Genomic DNA, 21,890 nt, shown 5'->3' with positions numbered 1-21,890 from the left:
CGGGGCTTTTTTTATTCATAAAGTTGAGTTACATTAATGCATCCTATGAACATTGAAAAAGAACTTCACGAAACCGGCGGATTTTTACATCTGGACCTCCTGGCAAAACAGGTGGTAGAAGGTTATATTTCTGGGATACATAAGAGTCCGTTTCATGGTTTTTCTGCGGAATTTGCCGAACATAAAATATATAATAGTGGTGAAAGCACCCGGCATATAGACTGGAAACTGTATGCTAAGACCGATAAGCTGTATACCCGTCGTTATGAGGAAGAGACGAATTTAAGGTGTCATTTGATCCTAGATAACTCCGCTTCCATGCATTATCCCGGCATGAAAGCTCAGAATTTAGGTGCATTGAATAAAATTGGGTTCTCTGTTCTAGCTTCGGCTTGTTTAATGGAGATATTAAAGCGTCAGAGAGACGCGGTAGGTGTAAGTATATATAGTGATGAATTTGAATTTTACGCACCGGAGAAGTCAAGTGAGCGACATCATCATATGCTTTTGAGTAAACTGAACGAAATCTTAAGCGATTCTGCCAAAAGAAAGAATACAGATACCTATACTTATTTGCATCAAATTGCTGAAAAACTTAAGCGCAGGTCCTTGATCTTCCTGTTTACTGATATGTTCCAGGCAGATGCTGATGAGGAACGCTTGTTTGAAGCTTTAAGGCATTTAAAATATAACCGGCATGAAGTGATCCTTTTTCATGTGATCGATGAAAAGAGGGAGCTGGATTTCAACTTTGTGAATACGCCGCGAAGATTTACTGATGTAGAAACAGGAGCTGAGGTCGATCTTTATTCAGATAATATTAGAGAAAATTATAGGAAAGCGGTAAAAAAGTACCTGGCCGACCTAAAAATGCAGTGTGCTAAATACCGTATTAAATATGTAGAGGCAGACATCAATAAAAATTTCGATAATATTATGACCGCTTACTTGCTTGAAAAACAAAAGTTTGGATAAGGGTTCAAAAATTAGTTTGAAATATTTTAAAAAAAGGTTTGGTGAATCTAAAAAGGGGCGTATATTTGCCCTCGCAATAACGCAACGGTCTGGTAGTTCAGTTGGTTAGAATACCTGCCTGTCACGCAGGGGGTCGCGAGTTCGAGTCTCGTCCAGACCGCAAAATTGCAAAAAAGCTCCTCTATACGGGGGGCTTTTTTTGGCGCTAAAGATTAGTTGTGTTGTTTGTCCCAGGAGACTGGGATGTGTAGTTAACCAGTTATAATCCTTGTTGTGTGGATTTTGGTTAACCAATGAAAAGCTTTTTTCCATTCGATGGAAGAAGGCTTTTTTGTTTTTACAATTTTCTTAGTCAATCTACCTTTATCCATTCTTGGTTAATTGCTTTCTTAATTACAATATAAATAGAGCTAATATTAATTTCATTTTATATTATCTATTTACTGATTATATCTATAAGTTTAAAAATGTATCCAAGCGTACAAGTTTTTAATAGTTAAAAAATGCGCTTCATCGATATTTTAATTTATTCAGTTAACACTCTTAAAACGAATGTGTTAAAATTTTATTAATTAGCGAATTCTTAGTTATTTAAACTAATTTCTAAATATCTTTTATTGAATGGAATATATTTCATGAAATTTTTGCTAATTATATTAGGTTTCTCTCCTTATTTATTAGGAACAATATTTAATTTCAAGTGTAACTGTTTGAAATTTAACATATTAGAACTTGTTAGTTTGCAACATTTTCATAAATTCATTTAATGTTAGTTGTAATTCTACAAACTAATTTCCCTACTATAACTATTAAATCTGTCCCCAAGATTTTGTTATTATCTAATTTCAAGAGGAAACATTTTTGGGACTCTTGTGGCGAAGCCATAGATTTAGATGGTATAGCAGGTATACTTAAAGTAATTATTTCTTACCCCCTAATCAATCACCTATTAGAACATCCTATTTATTAATTGGACCGTATAAATCTAATTATTATTATCCGAAAATCTATTTAAAATGGGGTGGTACGTTTTATATACTAAGCCAAAATCTGAAATGAAAGTTGCAGAAAATCTACAAGGCGCAAATTTTGAGGTCTTTTGTCCAACTATTAAAGAAATTAGGCAATGGAGTGATAGAAAGAAGAAGGTGGAGGTTCCACTGTTCACTTCTTATGTATTCATAAGATTAAAAAACTCTGAACGATCTAAAGTATTTAATTATCCAGGTGTTGTAAGATATTTGTATTGGTTAGGAAAACCAGCAATCGCCAGGGATGAAGAAATTCAAATTATCAAAGATTGGTTAGAAGATGATGCATGTGACGATCTTAGAATTGAAGGCATTTCTTTAGGTAATATGGTTAAAATAAAATCTGGGCCGTTCCAAAATCAAAAAGGAATTGTACAGAGTATTGGATCAAAAAGAATGAAACTTGTGTTGAAAGGGATAGGTATAACCGTCAATGTAAAGGTTAGAGAATTAATTTAGCATATCCTACCGTTAATCGATTTTATTATACAAATCACCTTAAAAAACTATTTATTTTAAAATAGTAGATTGGTTGTAAATAGAGTACCTGTCTATTATTTTCTTCCCTAAAATTATCCCCTAAAACTTACAGCTTACACATATTCTCCTATTAAAGGGGACGGCTATTCTATTTTTAAAATTTTAATATATGAAAGTTGCTTTAATTACTGGTGTAACCGGTCAGGACGGTGCTTACCTTAGTGAATTCCTTTTGGATAAAGGATATATCGTACATGGTATCAAAAGGCGAACATCACAGTTTAATACTGAAAGGATTGATCATCTTTACCAGGATCCACATGATGAAAATAGAAACTTCATATTACATTATGGAGATATGACCGATACCACCTGTGTAATTAGGTTAATTCAAGAAATAAAGCCAGACGAAATTTATAATCTTGCGGCAATGAGCCATGTACAGGTGTCTTTTGAAACACCTGAATATACAGGAAATACTGATGGATTAGGGGTGCTTCGCATACTTGACGCGGTAAGGTTACTTGGGTTAGAAAAGAAAACAAAGGTATATCAAGCTTCTACATCAGAGTTGTATGGTAAAGTACTGGAAGTTCCGCAGAATGAAAAAACTCCTTTTTACCCTAGAAGTCCCTATGCGGTTGCTAAAATATACGGCTACTGGATTACAGTTAATTATCGCGAGGCTTATAATATTTTTGCGTGTAATGGTATTTTATTTAACCATGAGTCCCCAATAAGAGGAGAAACTTTTGTTACCAGAAAAATTACTAGAGCAGTATCCAGAATTGTTCTTGGTCTCCAAAATAAAATTTATTTAGGAAATATGGATGCGCGCAGGGACTGGGGACATGCGAAAGACTATGTTAGAGTGATGTGGATGATATTACAGGCAGAGGAGCCAGAAGATTGGGTAATATCCACGGGAAAAACTACAACGGTTAGGGAATTTGTTAAAATGGCTTTTGCAGAACTGGGGATAGAATTAGAATTTAAAGGATGGGAATTAAATGAGAAAGCTTATGTATCTTATTGTTCGAACCCAGATTACCAGTTGGAAATCGGAAAGGAAGTACTGGCAGTAGATCCCCGTTATTTTCGACCTACAGAAGTTGAACTATTAGTTGGAGATTCATCCAAAGCGCATAAAAAGCTTGGCTGGAAACCAGATTATGATCTACGTGGATTAATTAAAGAAATGATGCATAGTGATCTAAATTTAATGCGCAGGGAAAAATATCTGAATGGAGTGGGTTTTAAAACCCCCAATTATTACGAATAGCCAAAATTTATATGATGAAAATAGATTCGAAAATATACATAGCTGGACATAATGGACTTGTTGGGAGAGCCTTAATGAAAATTTTGAAATTAAAAGGTTATCATAATTTAATTGGGAAGACTCATGATGAGTTAGATTTAACCAATGCTCAGGCCGTAAGAGAATTCTTTAAAAAGGAACAGCCAGAAATTGTGTTTTTGGCGGCAGCTAAGGTTGGAGGAATTTCAGCCAATAATACTTACAGAGCAGAATTCATTTATGAAAATTTGATGATCCAGTCCAATGTAATTCATCAAAGTTATAAGCATGGTGTTAAAAAGTTATTGTTTCTGGGAAGCACCTGTATCTACCCAAAACATTCCCCGCAACCTATCAAAGAAGAAAATCTTTTAACCGGAAGCTTGGAGTATTCTAACGAACCATATGCGATTGCTAAAATTGCCGGAATTAAAATGTGCGAGGCTTATAACCTGCAATATGGGACTAATTTCCTTGCCGTAATGCCTACGAATTTATATGGTCCAGGAGACAATTTTGACCTCGAAAAATCACATGTTTTACCAGCTTTAATGAGAAAAATGTACCTGGGAAAATTACTGGAAGAAAAGGATCTGGAGAGTTTGCGGAGACATCTTAAATTTCTTCCCATCTCAGGCTTAAATATTAATATGTCATTAGATAATATGAGAACGGCACTCGAGCAATATGGAATAAAGCTGATAAATGGAAAAGTAAATGTAGAAATTTGGGGAAGTGGAAAACCTTTACGCCAATTTTTGTATAGTGAAGATATGGCAGATGCCTGTATTTTTCTAATGGAGAATATAGATTTTGAGGATTTAGTGAAAGAATTCAAAGTCGATAATAGTACTGAGGAAATTCGCAATACGCATTTAAATATCGGAAGTTGTGATGAGATTTCAATAAAAGACCTTGCCTATATGGTTAAAGATATTATTGGATTTAACGGTAAACTCTATTTTAACACTTCTAAGATGGATGGGACTCTAAAAAAAACAACAGATAATTCTAGAATAAAAAAATATGGTTGGACGCCAAAGGTTGGGTTAACTGAAGGTATTCAAAGGTTGAGCGAAGAAATGAATTGTGCATTGTCAATCAATATTAGCAATTAGCCCGAACAAGCCTTATTAATTCACTCTTTTAATCATCAACCTAAAAACATATATATTAAAACTCCAGGAATACCCCAGTTATTCAAAGCTTTTTAAATGGGGTAAGCTAATTAGCGCAACGAGTTTTGTTCAAATTTTAGTTCAGGGAATTGGTTTCTTAAGCGGAATCATAGTCATTAGGCACCTGGCGGTTGAAGAATATGCGTTTTATACTCTGGCGAATACAATATTAGGTACAATGACCCTTTTGGCTGATGGAGGTATTACCGCAGGGGTGTACGCCCAGAGTGGTAAGGCCTGGAATGATAAAAAGCAGCTGGGAAAAGTAATTGCCACGGGACTCGAACTTAGAAAGAAATTTGCTTTAGTAAGTCTATTAATTTCAGTTCCAATATTATTATACTTACTCAGGCATCACGGGGCTTCCTGGTTAATGGCTATAATGATTGGTATTAGTTTGATACCAGCATTCCTAGCAAACCTTTCCAGCGCAATATTTATAATTGTTCCAAAAATTCAGCAGGATATACCGCCAATTTTAAGAAATGATGTAGAAGTTGGGATTGGAAGACTGATACTTACATTTTCATTAATCTTTATATTTCCTTTTACATTTATTGCTCTTTTAGCAAATGGATTACCTCGAATCTATGGTAATTTTAAACTGAAAAAAATAGCTTCCCCCTATCTATCCAGACAAAAGCAAAGTAAAAAAATAAGGCAACAGCTTTACAGAACAGTTAAGAGAATGTTTCCAGGCGTGGTTTATTACTGTTTTTCAGGTCAAATAATGTTATGGTTAATTTCTTTTTTAGGGAATACAACTGCATTAGCTCAATTAGGAGCATTGGCTCGAATAGCAGTGGTTTTAAGTTTAATAACAAGTCTTTCACAGACCCTTGTAATCCCAAGATATGCCAGGTTAGAGGAAATAAAGAAGAAACTATTAAAATATTATTTTCAAATTTTTGCAAGCTTCTTATTGATTGTGATACTTTTTATTAGCATAGGATATTTTTTCTCGGAACAAATACTTTGGGTGTTAGGAGAGAATTACTTTGGATTACATATGGAATTATTATTAGTGCTAATTGGTGGAGGTTTAAGTTTACTAAGTGGAATATTCTTTGAACTGAACCTTAGTCGCGATTGGATCATTAATCCCATAATATCAATATCTCTTAGTGTTGGTGCTATAATCTTCGGTGCAATTTTTCTAGATCTATCTGACTTGAAAGGAGTGCTTGTGTTTAATATTTTTCTTGCTTTAACACAATTACTTATCAATGCATTGTACGGCCTGTTGAAAATTAAAAGACTTGAGGTAGCATAAGAATATTAAATAGATTAAAATGAGTTCGAAATCAGAAATTAAGTTATCTGTTGCTATAGTGACCAGGAATCGCCCAGATAGTCTTTTTGAGACTATAGATAGTCTGTCCAGGCAAAGTGTACAGCCTTATGAAATTGTGATTTCAGATGATTCAAATCAGGAAGAACTAATTCTTAGAAATAAGAAAATAGCAGAGAAATTCGGAGGTCACTATTTTACAGGTCCTCAAAATGGTCTCTACGCGAATAGAAATTTTGTAGCTAAAAAGTGTACAGGCACACATTTTAGAACTATGGATGATGATCATTTTTTTCCAGAGGATCATTTAAAGAACTGCATAAATGCAATTGAGATGGAACCCAGAACTATATGGACATTAGGAGAATATTATCCAAGGACTAAGCATATGACTTTGCCTCCTCCAATACCTGGTCAACTCCACCCCAGAGGGTTTTCAATTGTTCCGGTTAATATGAATGAGTATTTCGGGATTTCTTGTGGAGGTACTATATATCCTGCAGAGGTTATAAAAGAAAAAATTTTTAATTGTGAAATTTATAAATTCGGAAGCACTTTTTTAGAGTATGGTGCGAGACTTAAAAGTAAAGGTTTTCGTATAAAGTTTTTGGCAGACACTTATTTTGTGCATAACGATACCGAGACAACCGGTTCTGAAATATCTTACAGAAAGCTGAGAGAGGCAAGATTATTTTCTATGCTTTGTTATTCGTTCGAATATCAGAAAACATGGAAGAATCAAATTCAGACGCTTGCTCAAATCAGTTATGATATCCTCATGGGACGATATAGTTTTTCTGAAGTTTCAAGAGCCTATAGAAACTTTAGAGTTTATCCCAAAAATTAAATCTATAATTTAACTGTACGCCAATATATCAAACAATTAGACCTTTCTCCTATTTCTAATTTTTTTCAGAATTAACCCAAAGTTTCATCATAACAATGCCTGTGAAATTATTTATAGGCTTCAGCTTTAAAATTTAATTATATGACAGTTTCCGTAATTATTCCAACATATAATAGACTCGAAATGCTCAAGGAAGCAATTGATTCTGTTTTAAATCAAACCAGGTTACCTGATGAGATAATAATAGGGGATGATTCAAATAATAATCTAACAAAGACATACATCAATAAAGAGTTGATCTTGAAAAGTGAAGTTCCAATAAGATACTTTCATCATGAACCTTCATTAAAACAAGGTCGAAATGTTGAATTTATACTAAATAAGGCAGCTTGTGATCTATGTATGTTACTACATGACGATGACCTTCTAATGCCAGATTGTATTAAAACCCTGATTAAACCATTAGAAGAAAATCCGGAAGTTGTAGCAAGTTATGGAGATCAGATTTTTATCCATGAAAACGGTAAGGAAATCAAAGATAGTTTTAGACTGAATAAGAAATATTACAGAACTCCTGAGCGACAAGGGATCGTTGAAGGAAAGTGGGCTTCGGTAGTACAGATGTTTCCTAACGATGCATTTCTGGTTAGAACTAAAGCAGCCCTGAAAACGGGATATTTTGCCAATGGCAGAGCCGGTGATGCGGTAGATTTTTATTTTGGATATAGACTTGGGGAGGGAAACAAATTCTTCTATGTAAATAGATACACTGCCAAATATCGAATGTGTACAGAATCTGTATCAGGTTCTGGATCAACAAATTTCATGTCTGCTACACTTAAAGTCCTGCTTCAGGAAATAGACACCTCTATGAGAGAAACACCTGAAGTGAGAAAGAAGATCAGGCAATTAATGAACCCTGCTATTAGCGAGGTCATACGAGGAGGAGATAAGAATTTAGCCCTTAAATGGATGACCTCTAAATATTACAATCTCTTTAGCCTACGAGGGTTTAAGCGAATAATGATGTTGGTAATTCCTTATAGAAGTTAATGAAAATTGTATTCCTATGTGGTTCTCTGGAACCCGGTAAAAATGGGGTGGGAGATTATGTAAATCGCCTTGCTGGTTGTCTTCTACATGAAGGCGTGAAGGCATATTCCATAGCTCTTAACGATCATTTTATTGAAGGATGGCAGTTTGACAAATTTTACCATGGAAACAAGATCCATCAGGTTTTGAGATTCGGTAAGAATCTGTGTATTGAAGAAAAAATTAATATGGGGCGTGACTGGATAGAGGACCTTGAACCAGATTGGATTAGTCTTCAGTATGTACCATATTCTTTCAATAAAAAAGGAATTCCATTATTATTAAATAAGGAACTTGAAAAGTTAGGTAGAGGTCATAACTGGCATATTATGTTTCACGAATTATGGGCAGGAATGGGAAATAATAGCTCTATAAAATTGCGAATTTATGGTTTTATGCAAAAATTTATAATTCAGGATCTTTTAAAATCACTGAAACCAAGAAGTATTCATACTCATGCCACCATATACAGAAAACAACTACAGGTTAGAGGTTGGGAGGTGTGCCAATTACCACTATTTGGGAATATTAGATTTTATGAAAATGGAAAAAAACCTATTTCGGATAAAAGAATAAAGATAGCTGTATTTGGCTGTATTCAACCTGAAGCTAAATTAATTGAATTTATATGCTGGCTGAGATCCCAGAATTTAGATAGTTTTTGTTTTCATTTTCTGGGTAATAATGGAAATGAACTAGATAGCTGGCTGGAAATTTTAGAAGAATCTTGTATAGAATATAAGCTATTTGGGTGGTTAGAAGAAAAGGAATTGTCAATTGAATTATCCAATTGTGATCTTGGGATCACCAGTACTCCGTATTATCTAGTTGAAAAGAGTGGTTCTGTTGCGGCTATGATAGAACATAAAATGAATATTATTTGCATTGGGGCGGTATGGATTCCGAAGGGACTGAAAATAGAGAAAATGCAGATGCCTGTACCAAGACTAGAGCAAAAATTAAGGTATGATGAAATTTGCAGCCCTATTTCTTATCATAAAAAAATAAATATTGAAAATGTTGCCAGTAAATTCTTAACAGACCTTCAAGTTAACTGATACCTAGCTTCACCTGCATGCTTACTTATTATTAGAATCAATTTTATGTGCTTCAGCATGATATTTTAAACATATGGGAAATAAAGTAAAAACAAAAATCATCCTTTCTCATCCTACAGGAAATGCAAATGTGCGCGCTGTGGCAGATGGTTTCCTGAAGATTGGGGTTTTGTCCAGCTTTTATACCTGTATTGCTATTTTTAAGGATAGTAGACTATTTAAATTATCTGGTTTCTGGTTTCTAAAAGAATTTCGTCGAAGAAGTTTTAACCCGAAATTGAAATCTTTTACCAAAATTAGACCTTTAAGGGAATTTGGGAGATTAATTTCTCAAAAGGTAGGATTCAAAATGTATATAAAACATGAGAAAGGGATATTCTCTGTAGATAAAGTATACAGAGATCTGGATAAGCATGTAGCAAAGAAATTAAATGGGGTGAATGCTATTTATGCATATGAAGATGGTGCACTTGAAAGCTTTAAAAAGGCAAAAGCTAATGGAATTAAGTGTTTCTACGAATTACCCACTGGATACTGGAGAGCTCACAAGAAGTTTCTAGGTGAGGAATTAATAAAAAGGCCAGATTGGGCCCCGGGTTTTAATTGCTTTCTGAATTCTTCAGAAAAACTTACTCGTAAAGATGAGGAGCTGGCGTTGGCAGATCTAATTTTTGTCGCTAGTGATTTTACTAAAAGAACTTTAGAGTTATATCCAGAAAATTTAGGGTCTATACATATAGTTCCATATGGATTTCCGGAAGTTTCCTGGGAAAGATCATACTTCAATTTAAAGAATCGAAGATTAAAGATCTTGTTTGTTGGTTTGTTATCTCAACAAAAAGGAGTAGCAAATATTTTAGAGGCTATGAATCAGTTGGATGAGAAGGTAGAATTAACCATGGTAGGAAGGAAGTCAATTCAGAATTGTGGGCTTTTGGAGAATGGAATTAAAAAACATACCTGGTTCCCTTCACTTCCTCATAACAAAGTCATTGAAATCATGAAGGATCATGATATTCTATTATTTCCTTCACTCTTTGAAGGATATGGCCTAGTTATCACAGAATCAATGGCGCAGGGAACACCAGTGATTACAACTAAAAGAACTTGTGGAGCTAATTTTATAGAAAATGGTGTTAATGGATGGTTTGTGAAACCGGGATGCACCAACTCAATAGTCCAAAAAATTAATTCAATTCTGGAGGAGACAGAATCATTGGAAAAGATAGGTAGAGCAGCAATGCTAACCGCTAAAGCATTACCAATAAATACATATGGAGAGAGAGTAGCCAGGGCAATTAAATCATATATGAAATGATAAGAGTTCAGAATGATAACATCCTGAAAAATCTAAAACTCTGGGTTTGGATCTACTTCATTTTATTGATTTTTGAAGGAGCTCTTCGAAAATGGTTCTTACCACAACTGGCAGATCCAATATTAATAATTCGAGATCCTGTAGCATTATGGATAATTTATAAATCAGTCACTCATGGCTACTGGAAACCGGAGGGCGCGGTAAATTTAATATTGTTTATTACGATCCTGTCTGTAATCTTAGCTTTGATTATTGGTCATGGAAACCTTTTCGTTGCTTTATATGGTTTTAGAATTACAGCCATTCATTTTCCACTGATTTTTGTAATAGGTAAGATTTGGGAGTGGGAAGATACTGTGAAGCTGGGTAGAGTTATACTCTGGCTAATTATTGGAATGACAATTTTAGTTGGGATCCAGTTCTTTAGTCCTCAATCGGCCTGGGTTAATAGAGGGGTTGGTGGAGATATATCAGGATCTGGATTTGGAGCTACCGCGGAATTTTATAGAGTTCCCGGCACTTTTTCATTTACAAATGGATTGGCATTTTTTTATGGCTTGTCAACAGCCTTTATTCTATTCTTTTGGATGAGTGCGAAAAAACATGTGCCATATTACCTTCTGATTATTTCAACTATATCGTTAATTGCAGCGATTCCGTTAAGTGTAAGTAGAACAGTATTATTCCAAATTGCCGTATCCCTTGCTTTCTGTCTGGCTATCTCCAAAAGTAATCCAGGTGTTTTAAAAAAAATATTGACAATAGGAGTACTCTCATCAGTTTTATTACTCATTTTGAAAAATTTTGAATTTTTCAAAACTGCCAGTCTTGCTTTTGAAGAAAGATTTACAAATGCAAATGAAACAGAAGGAGGCGTTGAAGGTGTTTTTGTTGATAGATTTTTGGGAGGAATGTACAAAGCAATTATGGACGAATCTTTTGAATTTTGGGGAAGTGGTCTTGGAATTGGAACCAATGCGGGAGCCAAGATAATGACAGGTAAAAGGGATTTTCTTATAGCAGAAGAGGAATGGGGTCGTATAATAGGAGAAATGGGCCTTATTCTAGGCCTAATAATGATAATGATTAGAGGAGGGGTTGTTTTTAAATTGATTCTTGAATCATGGAGTATGGTGAGAAAAGATAATATTTTACCCTGGATGTTAATGAGTTTTGGAATGTTCATTATTTTACAGGGAGCCTGGGCTCAACCTACCACATTGGGATTTAGCGTGCTTACCGGAGGACTAATTATTTCCTCAGCTAGACGGGCTTAAAATCTAAAAATAAAATCACGGTTTAAAATATAGAACAGTTACTTGTAATGTATTCATCATACTTAAATAGTTATGGTTTGTAGCAGCAGTACTTCTCAATGTATTTGCGTAAGACATTATGAACTGTAACAGTCATCCAATTGCCTCAGTAAGAGGGGGGCTCTCTGAGGTATTTGGTTGGCGTATTTCCTAAAATTCTCTTTAGATTTTAAATTTTGTACTACTGAATCGAAGGTTATTTTTCAGATAAAAAATCTTGTTCTTAATAGGTTTTAGTTTAGCCAGTACTCCTAAAAGACAGGCTTTAATGCCCCTTTATTATAGCATAATAATTAATTGCATTTAATGGAAATCGTGATTTTCGTACATCCAGAATTTATAAAATCTCAAAGCATGCCCAGGTACGCGAGGATGTTGTATGATGGGATGAAAAATAGAGGACACAAGGTGGATATCTGGACCGCTAAAGGCTACTTTTCAAAATTGCCAGCTCCCAGTATGTTTAATAAATGGTTGGGATATTTAGATCAATTTTTACTTTTCCCGGTCTGGGTGAAATTTAAACTTTTCAGTTGTTCTTCTCGAACTCTATTCGTTTTTGCCGACCATGCTTTAGGACCTTGGATTCCCCTAGTTTCACGAAGGCCTTTAGTTGTACACTGCCATGATTTTATGGCACAAAAGTCTGCAATGGGAAAAATTCCCGAGAATAAGGTTAAAGCTACTGGAAGGTTATATCAAACACTAATTAGGAAGGGCTATCGTAAAGGCAGATGTTTTATTAGTATTTCAGAAAAAACTAAAAAAGATCTGCATCAGAATTTAAATACAGAACCAAAATTGTCAGAAGTCGTATACAATGGTCTGAATCAGAATTTCCATCCGTGTAATGACCTAAGTATAAAGCAAGATCTAAGCAGATATTTTCAACTTGATCTTCAAGCAGGGTATATTTTACATGTAGGCGGCAATCAATTCTATAAAAATAGAGGAGGAGTGATTGAAATTTATGATTTATGGAGAGAATTATCAAGGTCGAAGTTGCCACTTATACTTATTGGGACTAAACCAACCGAAGAACTTTTGGCAAAAAAGAAATCAAGCAAATATTGCTCTTCGATTTATTTTCTATGCAATGTTTCTGATGAAGATCTAAGACTGTTTTATCAGGGTGCAGAAGTGTTCCTTTTTCCTTCTCTTGAAGAAGGATTTGGATGGCCTATAGCTGAAGCAATGGCAAGTGGATGCCCGGTAATTACTACAAACGAACCACCTATGACTGAAGTTGGGGGACCTTTTAGCTATTATATCCCCAAAAAGCCCTTAAAGAGCGATGAAGTAAAAGCATGGGCAAAGAATGCTGCTATCCTTCTGGAGGAAATTATTAGAATGCCATTAGCACAAAGAAATGATCAAATTCAGAAAGGCCTTGATTATGTGAAAAGGTTTGATGCTGAAGAGTCTCTGGAACATATAGAATCTATTTATAAGGAAGTTCACCAAATATGTCAGATATGAAAATCTTACGAGTAATACCATCAATGAATCCTAAAAGCGGAGGGCCATGCCGGGGAATTAGAAATAGTATCCCTGTCCAAACAAACATAGGAGTAATTAATGAAGTTGTTTGCTTTGATGATCCAGATGAAGATTTTTTAAAAACTGGGGAGAAATATATAATTCATGCAATTGGTCCTGCAAGTGGGCCCTATTCCTATTGCAAAAAATTAAACGGTTGGCTTTTAGATAATATGAATAGGTTCGATGTGATAATGATTCATGGGATATGGCTGTATCATAGTTATGGGACATTCATGGCGTGGAGAAAGTTTAAGAAGGCAAATAGGAATGCACCCAGACTTTATGTGATGCCACACGGGATGTTGGATCCTTACTTCCAACGTGCGAAATCCAGAAGGTTGAAAGCAGTTAGAAACTGGATCTTTTGGAACCTTATTGAGAATAAGGTCATTAATGGTGCTGATGGATTGTTATTCACTTGTAAAGAAGAGCTTAAACTAGCCAGGCAAACTTTTAAATTATATAAGCCAAAGAAGCAATTTGATGCCGGGTATGGGGTTCCAGAGCCTCCTGAGAAAAATATAAGGAGTATGTGGACATTTTTAAAGAAGTGTCCCAGGTTAGGGGCTAATTCCTATTGGTTATTTCTTAGTAGAATTCATCCGAAAAAAGGAGTTGATCTATTGATCAAAGCCTATGTGGAATTAAAGAAGAAAAAGCAGAATATCCCTGACCTGGTGATTGCTGGCCCGGGCTTAGAAACTCCATATGGGAAAGCGATGTTTGATCTGGCTGGAGATTCTTCAATTCATTTTCCTGGAATGTTAAACGGTAGAGCGAAGTGGGCTGCATTTCATTTTTCTGATGTTTTCATTTTACCCAGCCATCAGGAGAATTTTGGTATTGCTGTAGTAGAAGCGATGGCATGTGAAAAGCCTGTCCTTATTACAAACCAGATAAACATTTGGCGAGAGATCAATAACGCAAAAGCAGGTTTAGTTTTACAAGATACCCAGGAAGGGGTGTACAATTTGATTGCACGCTGGGATTCCCTGCCAGAAAGAGAAAAGGAACAGATGGGTTTAAATGCTTATGAACTTTACAAAGAGAAATTTTCAGTAAAGAATGCTGCGTTGAGAATGATGACGTGTATTTCTAATGATAATCAGTTAATAAACCAGGCAGTTTGATTCATCCGTTCAGTAGTTATTAAATTAAAATTTTGAAAAAATGATCCATAATAATATCGAATTGTCACAAACATCCAGTCCTTTCAGCTTTTCAAATAAGGTAGGCCGTGTCCTTTGGTATTTTTTTTACTGGATATTATTCCGACCATTTAATCTCAAATTTTTTCAGGGATGGAGGACGTTGGTATTAAAAATTTTTGGGGCTACTATTTCTAAAGATGTGAGTGTATACGCCAGTGTGAAAATTTGGGCTCCCTGGAACCTTAAAATAGGTAGCTATTCTACAATTGGTCCAGGGGTAGATATTTATAATCAGGGAGAAATCGTGATTGGGGAACATAGTATAATTTCTCAAAAAACATATTTATGTGCTTCCACTCATAATTATAATTTATCTCATTTTCCCCTTATAGAAAAACCTATAACCATTGGCGATCACGTTTGGATAGCTGCAGATGCTTTTATCGGTCCTGGAGTGACAATAGAAAATGGTGCGGTTATAGGTGCCAGATCCTCTGTTTTTGAAAATGTAGACAACTGGTCTGTTGTAGGGGGTAATCCGGCAAAATTTATCAAAAAAAGAAACTTTAAAATTAACGGGCATTCTGCCCCTTCCTCAAACTCATTAAAAGTCAGGAAGCCTGAAATGGAATCAGGAAGTTAATTTTGTATCATCCAGTACATTTAGTGTGTTCTGCCAAATCGCACACTAAATCGTAATTACCTGAATTTTTTTAAAGGCCTAAATCTTTGGAGGCAAGATGTGAGTTAGCATTAGTCAATGATGGCAATCTATGTTCAAATACCTGATTGCAGGCTAGCTATTTATTATTTTTTTAAATCTAAGTCTATGTTCAATTTTTACAATTCGAAATGGAAGTATTCCATTGTTCTTTGGGTTTTGGTTGCTAGCGTTATTTTTTGTGAAAAGGCGATAAGTCAGAGCTTTTCTCAGAATGCTATCGATTTTAATGGTTTTGGTACTCTAGGAAATGGTACCTCCCTGGCGTATGGTCCGGATAGTAGGTTATATGTTACTGAGTATACAGGAGGAATTAAAATTTATACTATCGAAAGGGATGGACCCGGAGATTATAAAGCAGTAGACCTGGAGGTAATCAATGATATTCAGAATATACAGGATCATAATGATGATGGAACCTTATATTCTAATAATTTAAGAGAGACCATAGGCTTAGCCGTTACAGGAACACCATCTAACCCTGTGTTTTATGTGAGTTCCAGTGACTTTAGGATAGGTGGAACAGGAAATGATACAAATCTTGATACAAACTCTGGAATTATAACAAGGTTCACGTGGAATGGTACTTCCTGGGATGTGGTAGATATAGTAAGAGGACTACCAAGATCTGAAGAAAACCATGCAACCAATGGACTTGAGTTTACGACCGTTAATGGAGTTGATTATTTAATCGTGGCCCAGGGAGGTCATACCAATGCAGGAGCTCCTTCTCATAATTTTGCTTATACATCGGAGTATGCACTATCTGCTGCAGTTCTATCGATCAACCTGAACGAAATAAGTTCAATGCCGATTCTTGACGATAACGGTCGAAAATATATTTATGATATACCTACTCTAGACGACCCAACAAGATCAAACATCAATGGTATTGAAGATCCCGATGAGGTTGGATATGATGGCATAGATATTAATGACCCTTTTGGAGGTAACGATGGTTTAAATCAGGCGATGATCGTTCCTGGTGGTCCTGTTCAGATATTCTCACCGGGATACAGAAATACCTTTGACCTGGTAGTAACAGAAAAAGGAGCTGTTTACGTTACAGATAATGGTGCCAATGGAGGTTGGGGAGGTTTTCCCGTAAATGAGGGCGGTGGAAATGCGACTAATGATTATGACCCAAATGAACCGGGTAGCACAAGCTCTATAGATGGTGAACAAGTGAACAACGTAGATCACCTTAATATGGTGACTAATAATATTAATAATTATAACTTCGGAAGTTTTTATGGAGGTCATCCAACACCTGTAAGGGCTAATCCTATTGGTGCTGGTCTTTATACGAATCCATCCGGTGGAGATAGAACTGGTGCGTTATGGAGAAATTTAATTTATCATCCTACTAAGAATGAGCCAGGTTATACCCAGGATCCTGATATTGGTCTCCCGGCAAACTGGCCACCTGTACCTGTTTCTGAAGCAAATCCTGTCGAAGGAGATTGGCGCGGACCAGGGATTAATAATCCCGATGGTTCTAATGATGATATTATTGTTACCTGGGGTACAAATACAAATGCAATCGATGAATATACAGCCTCCAATTTTGATGGAGCCATGCAGGGTGATCTTTTAGCAGGTGTAAATTATGGGGTAATTAGAAGGGTAGAGCTTAATGAGGATGGAAGCTTGCAGAACTTTACTTCAGAATTCATATCTGGTCTTGGAGGCAATGCGCTAGGAGTTAGTTGTAATGGAGATTCAGAAATATTTCCTGGTACTATTTGGGTAGTTACTTTAGAAGGTGATCTAATAGTTATGGAACCTCAGGATTTCGGTACTTGTATCGAACCGGGAGAACCAGGATATGATCCCTTAGCAGATAACGATTTTGATGGATATTCCAATCAGGATGAGGTTGATAATGGTACACTCCCCTGTAATGGTGGTTCGCAGCCACGGGATTTTGATAAGGCAGTTGGAGGTGCCTTTGTTTCAGATTTGAATGATCCAGATGATGATTCTGATGGTATACTGGATGAAAATGATTCTTTTCAATTGGGAGATATTTCTAATTCGGGTTCAGATGCCTTTACAATTCCTGTTATTAATGAACTTTTCTCAAGTAATGGAGAATTAAAGGGTTACTTAGGATTAGGTATGACCGGAATGATGAATAACGGTGATCCCAATCCCAACTGGTTGAATTGGATCGACAGGAGAGACGATCCAAATGATCCCAATCCCAATGATATACTCGGAGGTGCAATTGGAGCGATGACCATGCAAATGACTTCTGGAACTGCTTATGGCACATCTAATTCTCAGGAGAAAGCATTTCAGTATGGTATACAAACAGATGTGAATACCGGTGTTTTTACTGTATCCGGTGCGATACTTAATTTTGATGCACCCCTTCAGCTATATGGAAATACGAGTGCGCCTTCCGGTGAGTTAGGATTTTTTATTGGGGATGGAACCCAAAGTAATTATATTAAATTCGTCCTCACCCCGAACGGCTTTATTGGAGAACAGGAGATAGAGGATGTGCCCGGGACGCAATTAACTATCCCAATTTCAGAAAGGCCTGCTTCGGTTGCTAATTTCTATTTTATAATAGATCCCGTATCAGGTGAAGTCCAGCTCGAATATAGCCTGGATAATGGTAGTAGAATAAGCTTGGGAACTATTATGGCCAGTGGTTCAATTCTGGATGTTATTCAACAAGCCGGGTCAGACCTTGCAGTAGGCTTTATAGGAACTTCAAATGCTAGTGGGGTAGAAGTTGAAGGAACATGGGATTTTCTAAATGTGACATTCAGCACACCGGTTTTAGTATCAGAAATACCTGATCTAGATAGAAATGTAGGGGATAGCTCAGATAGCATCAATCTTGAAGATTACTTTCTGGATGATGAGGGCCTCGAAAATCTTACTTATACAGTACAAAGCAATAGTGATCCTAGTATTGATGCCACTATTGCAGGTAACATTCTCAATTTGACTTACCCTTCTTCAGAAGCAGAGGCAACTATTACCATAAGGGCAACAGATAATGATAACAATTTTGTTGAAGATACCTTCACGGTATTTTTAACCGAGCTTCCTTTAGTACTTTATCGAATAAACGCTGGAGGTCCAGGTATTGCTTCTATAGACGGAGATCTAGATTGGGCTCAGGATAATGCAGAGGTTCCTTCAGTATATTTGACAGAGCCTGGCACAGGTTCAATTTATTCCGGAACTATAGTAAATTATACAAGTGATGTAGATCAATCAACTACACCGGTAAGTGTATTCGATACAGAACGTTATGATGGTGAATCTGGCATTCCGAATCTAAACTATTCATTCCCGGTTTCAGAAACAGGTTATTATGAAGTAAGATTATATATGGGTAATGGCTATGATGGAACCGCCGGGACAGGCACAAGGGTATTTGATGTGGCAATTGAAAATATTATCTATAGTGAACTGGACGATGTAGATCTTTCTGATACTTATGGGCATCAAACAGGAACTATGATAAGTCAGGTAGTAAATGTGAACGATAGCTCGATCGATATTTCTTTTATTCATGGAATCCAGAATCCATTGATTAATGCTATTGAAATATTGAACTATGATGGCCCTGTTGATACTCCAATTCAGGTTTCCTCGATCCCTGATCAAGTAAATAGTTTAAATGAAGAATTGGATGGTAGTCTTGTTGTATTGGCATCAGGCGGTGACGGAAATTTAAGTTATAGTATGGAGGGAGCTCCACCAGGAGTGACTATAGAACCTACTAATGGCCAGATTGGTGGAACAATTAATGCCAGTGCAGATATTAGTAATCCATATACGGTAACAATAAATGTTGATGATAATGACGAAAATGTCAATGACATAGCGTCTACCATTTTTACCTGGACAATTGTTGGAAACACACCGGTTCTGGCAACTGAAATTCCAGATTTGGAGAGAATAGTAGGAGATGTTGGAGATGATTTAGATCTTGATGAATACTTTCTTGATGATCAGGGCGTAGAAAACCTCACTTATACAATTGAAAGTAATACCGATACTTCAATAAATACGGAAATAACAGGGAATATTCTTAGTCTGATCTATCCTTCTGATCCTGCAGAGTCAACGATCACCATAAGGGCTACAGATGAGGATAGTAATTTTGTTGAAGATACATTTACAGTGTTTTTGAGCGATCCCCTGGTCTTATTTAGAGTGAACACAGGAGGACCGGCTGTTACGTCTATCGATGAAGAGATTGATTGGGCTGAGGATAGTGCTTCATCACCTTCAGAATTCTTGATGGAGGCTGGCAATGGAGCGATCTATTCAGGAAATATTAATAGTTATTCAGATGAAGTAGATCAGGGGTCAGTTCCTGTTAGCATATTTCAAACTGAACGCTATGACGGTGTCTCGAGTTCACCACATCTCACTTACTCATTCCCGATTTCGGTCCAGGGAAATTACGAAGTGAGATTGTATATGGGTAATGGTTACGATGGTACCGCTGCTACCGGGACCAGGATATTTGATGTTTCTATAAATGATGTCATTTACCCAGAACTAAATAATGTAGATCTTTCTGATACCTATGGTCATCAAACGGGTACAATGATTAGTCAGGTTATTAATGTTACAGATGGATATATTGATATAAGCTTTATTCATGGGGTGGAGAATCCCTTGATTAATGGCATCGAAATAATGAAATACAGTTCAGTAGACCAGCCTATAGTACTGGAAGCTCTTGTGAATCAGGCAGGATATATTGGTGAAGTTATGGATGGTAGCATATTCGTTCGTGCAAGCGGTGGAGACGGGCCATTAGATTTTAGTATGGTTGGAGCACCTCCAGGAATTAGTATAGATCCATTAACAGGAATAATGGAAGGTACAATTTCCAACTCGGCAAATGTTTCCATTCCGTATTCTGTTACGGTGACTGTCGACGATTTTGATGCTGATCCAAATGACACTGAATCTATAATTTTTAATTGGACCGTATCAGAAGATCCACCGTCTCTTTGGAGTATTAAAGATGAAGATAAAAACTATACTCCGAGACACGAATGTTCATTCGTGCAGGCTGGAGATAAATTTTACTTGATTGGAGGACGTGAAAATGCCAATACATTAGATGTTTACGATTACAGTTCAAACACGTGGGTTTCTTTATCCGATTCAGCTCCAAAAGAATTTAATCACTATCAGGCAACCGAATATCAAGGTTTAATATGGGTAATTGGAGCTTTTCAAACCAATAGTTTCCCAAATGAATTACCTGCAGAATATATCTGGGCATTTGATCCAGCCACTGAAGAATGGATCCAGGTTATTGAAATTCCCGCTGATAGACAAAGGGGTTCTGCGGGACTAACAATTTATAATGATAAATTTTACATTTCGGGGGGTAATACCATTGGACATAATGGTGGATTTGTATCCTGGTTTGATGAGTTTGACCCGGCGACGGGGATCTGGACGAGTCTTGCAGATGCGCCCAGAGCGCGAGATCATTTCCATTCAGCGGTCATAGATGATAAATTATATTTGGCTGGAGGTAGACTTTCAGGAGGAACGGGAGGTACTTTTAAACCTGTAATTCCCGAAGTAGATGTTTATGATTTTACCACCAATACATGGAGTACACTATCATCAGATCAAAATTTACCAACACCTAGAGCTGCAGCAGCTACCGTTAATTTCAATGGAAAACTTGTAGTAATTGGGGGTGAAGTAGAAAATGAATTAGTATATGGCGATCTAACCTCAGACGCATTAAAAATTACCGAACAATATGATCCGGCAACCGGTATATGGAATAGACTGGCAGATATGAATTTTGAAAGACATGGAACTCAGGGAATTGTTTCAGGAGAGGGAATTTATGTGCTATCTGGATCACCTAATCAGGGTGGTGGAAGTCAACAAAACATGGAATTTTATGGTGAAGATAATCCGGTAGGTGAACCAAGTGTAGCCAGTAGTTTTAGTGCTCCAAACGCGGTTTTAATACAAGCAGGTTCTACAGGGGATATAGATTTGGAGGTGTTAAATGGTAATGTAGGAATAATTGTTTCTTCCATGAGTATTACCGGACCGGATTCAGATAATTTCCAGGTTAATATAGGAAATTTAATTAGTTCCTTACTTAAGCCAAATAGTTCGCACAGTATTACGATTGAGCATGTGGGCTCTTTACCAGGAGAAACTGCAAGCCTAATTATTAATTATGGGCTGGATGACATATTGGAAATTCAATTGGAATCGAATACTACTAGTCCTATTGTAAATATTACGACTCCTTCTAATAACCAGGTATTTTCTGCTCCTGCCGATATTCAAATTATTGCTGAAGCGTCGGATCCAAATGGTTCAGTTATCTCGGTTGAATTTTTTAATGGGACAGTTTTAATAGGAACAGATAATGACGGAAGTAATGGTTGGGGAATAGTTTGGGAAGGTGTTTCTTCAGGCGTCTATGAACTGACAGCCGTAGCCACCGATAATGATGGTGCGAGCACTACCTCTTCGATCATTAGTATCAGTGTTGATAATGCACTTCCAACAGTAGCGATCACCACGCCAGGAAATAACGACACCTTTACGGCTCCTGC

General features: G+C 36.4%; 14 protein-coding genes and 1 tRNA gene. All 15 read left to right on the top strand.

Features of this window, described 5'->3' with window-relative positions:
• Nucleotides 1–45 precede the first annotated feature (45 nt).
• Nucleotides 46–975 (top strand): DUF58 domain-containing protein, encoded by a 930-nt coding sequence (locus tag G530_RS0100500; protein ID WP_026932653.1) that lies wholly within the window; start codon nt 46–48, stop codon nt 973–975.
• Between the two features lie 86 nt (nt 976–1,061).
• Nucleotides 1,062–1,135 (top strand) — tRNA-Asp (locus G530_RS0100495).
• A gap of 856 nt (nt 1,136–1,991) precedes the next feature.
• A complete protein-coding gene (locus G530_RS0100485; protein WP_026932652.1) occupies nt 1,992–2,465 on the top strand; it encodes a UpxY family transcription antiterminator in 474 nt (157 codons plus the stop codon).
• A 190-nt stretch (nt 2,466–2,655) separates the two neighbouring features.
• Nucleotides 2,656–3,768, top strand: coding sequence for a GDP-mannose 4,6-dehydratase (gene gmd, locus G530_RS0100480; protein WP_026932651.1), 1,113 nt, complete (start codon nt 2,656–2,658; stop codon nt 3,766–3,768).
• A 14-nt stretch (nt 3,769–3,782) separates the two neighbouring features.
• Entirely contained in the window at nt 3,783–4,904 is a 1,122-nt protein-coding gene (locus G530_RS16385; RefSeq protein ID WP_084519360.1) for a GDP-L-fucose synthase family protein, read from the top strand.
• A 238-nt stretch (nt 4,905–5,142) separates the two neighbouring features.
• Nucleotides 5,143–6,237 carry an MATE family efflux transporter gene (locus tag G530_RS0100470; RefSeq protein ID WP_051199626.1) on the top strand — a complete coding sequence of 365 codons (1,095 nt, stop codon included), beginning with the start codon at nt 5,143–5,145 and terminating at the stop codon, nt 6,235–6,237.
• A gap of 19 nt (nt 6,238–6,256) precedes the next feature.
• Nucleotides 6,257–7,102 (top strand): glycosyltransferase family 2 protein, encoded by an 846-nt coding sequence (locus G530_RS0100465; protein WP_035715653.1) that lies wholly within the window; start codon nt 6,257–6,259, stop codon nt 7,100–7,102.
• A 141-nt stretch (nt 7,103–7,243) separates the two neighbouring features.
• The gene (locus tag G530_RS0100460; protein ID WP_026932648.1) at nt 7,244–8,155 is read left to right on the top strand and encodes a glycosyltransferase family 2 protein; all 912 of its coding nucleotides are present in this window, start codon (nt 7,244–7,246) and stop codon (nt 8,153–8,155) included.
• Nucleotides 8,155–9,252 (top strand): glycosyltransferase, encoded by a 1,098-nt coding sequence (locus G530_RS0100455; protein ID WP_026932647.1) that lies wholly within the window; start codon nt 8,155–8,157, stop codon nt 9,250–9,252. The genes G530_RS0100460 and G530_RS0100455 overlap by 1 nt, the downstream gene beginning before the upstream one ends.
• Nucleotides 9,253–9,325: 73 nt before the next feature.
• Nucleotides 9,326–10,570, top strand: a complete 1,245-nt coding sequence (locus G530_RS0100450; RefSeq protein ID WP_026932646.1) for a glycosyltransferase family 4 protein — start codon at nt 9,326–9,328, stop codon at nt 10,568–10,570.
• Nucleotides 10,567–11,847, top strand: coding sequence for a hypothetical protein (locus G530_RS0100445; protein ID WP_035715650.1), 1,281 nt, complete (start codon nt 10,567–10,569; stop codon nt 11,845–11,847). The genes G530_RS0100450 and G530_RS0100445 overlap by 4 nt, the downstream gene beginning before the upstream one ends.
• A gap of 345 nt (nt 11,848–12,192) precedes the next feature.
• Complete coding sequence (locus tag G530_RS0100440) at nt 12,193–13,365, top strand: glycosyltransferase (RefSeq protein WP_026932644.1); 1,173 nt, start codon at nt 12,193–12,195, stop codon at nt 13,363–13,365.
• Nucleotides 13,362–14,558 (top strand): glycosyltransferase, encoded by a 1,197-nt coding sequence (locus G530_RS0100435; protein WP_026932643.1) that lies wholly within the window; start codon nt 13,362–13,364, stop codon nt 14,556–14,558. The genes G530_RS0100440 and G530_RS0100435 overlap by 4 nt, the downstream gene beginning before the upstream one ends.
• A 40-nt stretch (nt 14,559–14,598) precedes the next feature.
• Nucleotides 14,599–15,222 (top strand): LbetaH domain-containing protein, encoded by a 624-nt coding sequence (locus G530_RS16380; protein ID WP_084519359.1) that lies wholly within the window; start codon nt 14,599–14,601, stop codon nt 15,220–15,222.
• Nucleotides 15,223–15,408: 186 nt separating this feature from the next.
• Nucleotides 15,409–21,890: malectin domain-containing carbohydrate-binding protein (locus G530_RS17205; protein ID WP_051199624.1), on the top strand; the 6,482-nt coding region annotated here is incomplete at its 3' end.

Origin of the sequence: Christiangramia echinicola DSM 19838 (genome assembly GCF_000423065.1) — a bacterium.
Taxonomy (GTDB): Bacteria; Bacteroidota; Bacteroidia; order Flavobacteriales; family Flavobacteriaceae; genus Christiangramia; species Christiangramia echinicola.
The sequence above is the reverse complement of the archived record's forward strand: the minus strand, read 5'-3'. Positions and strand labels throughout refer to the sequence as shown.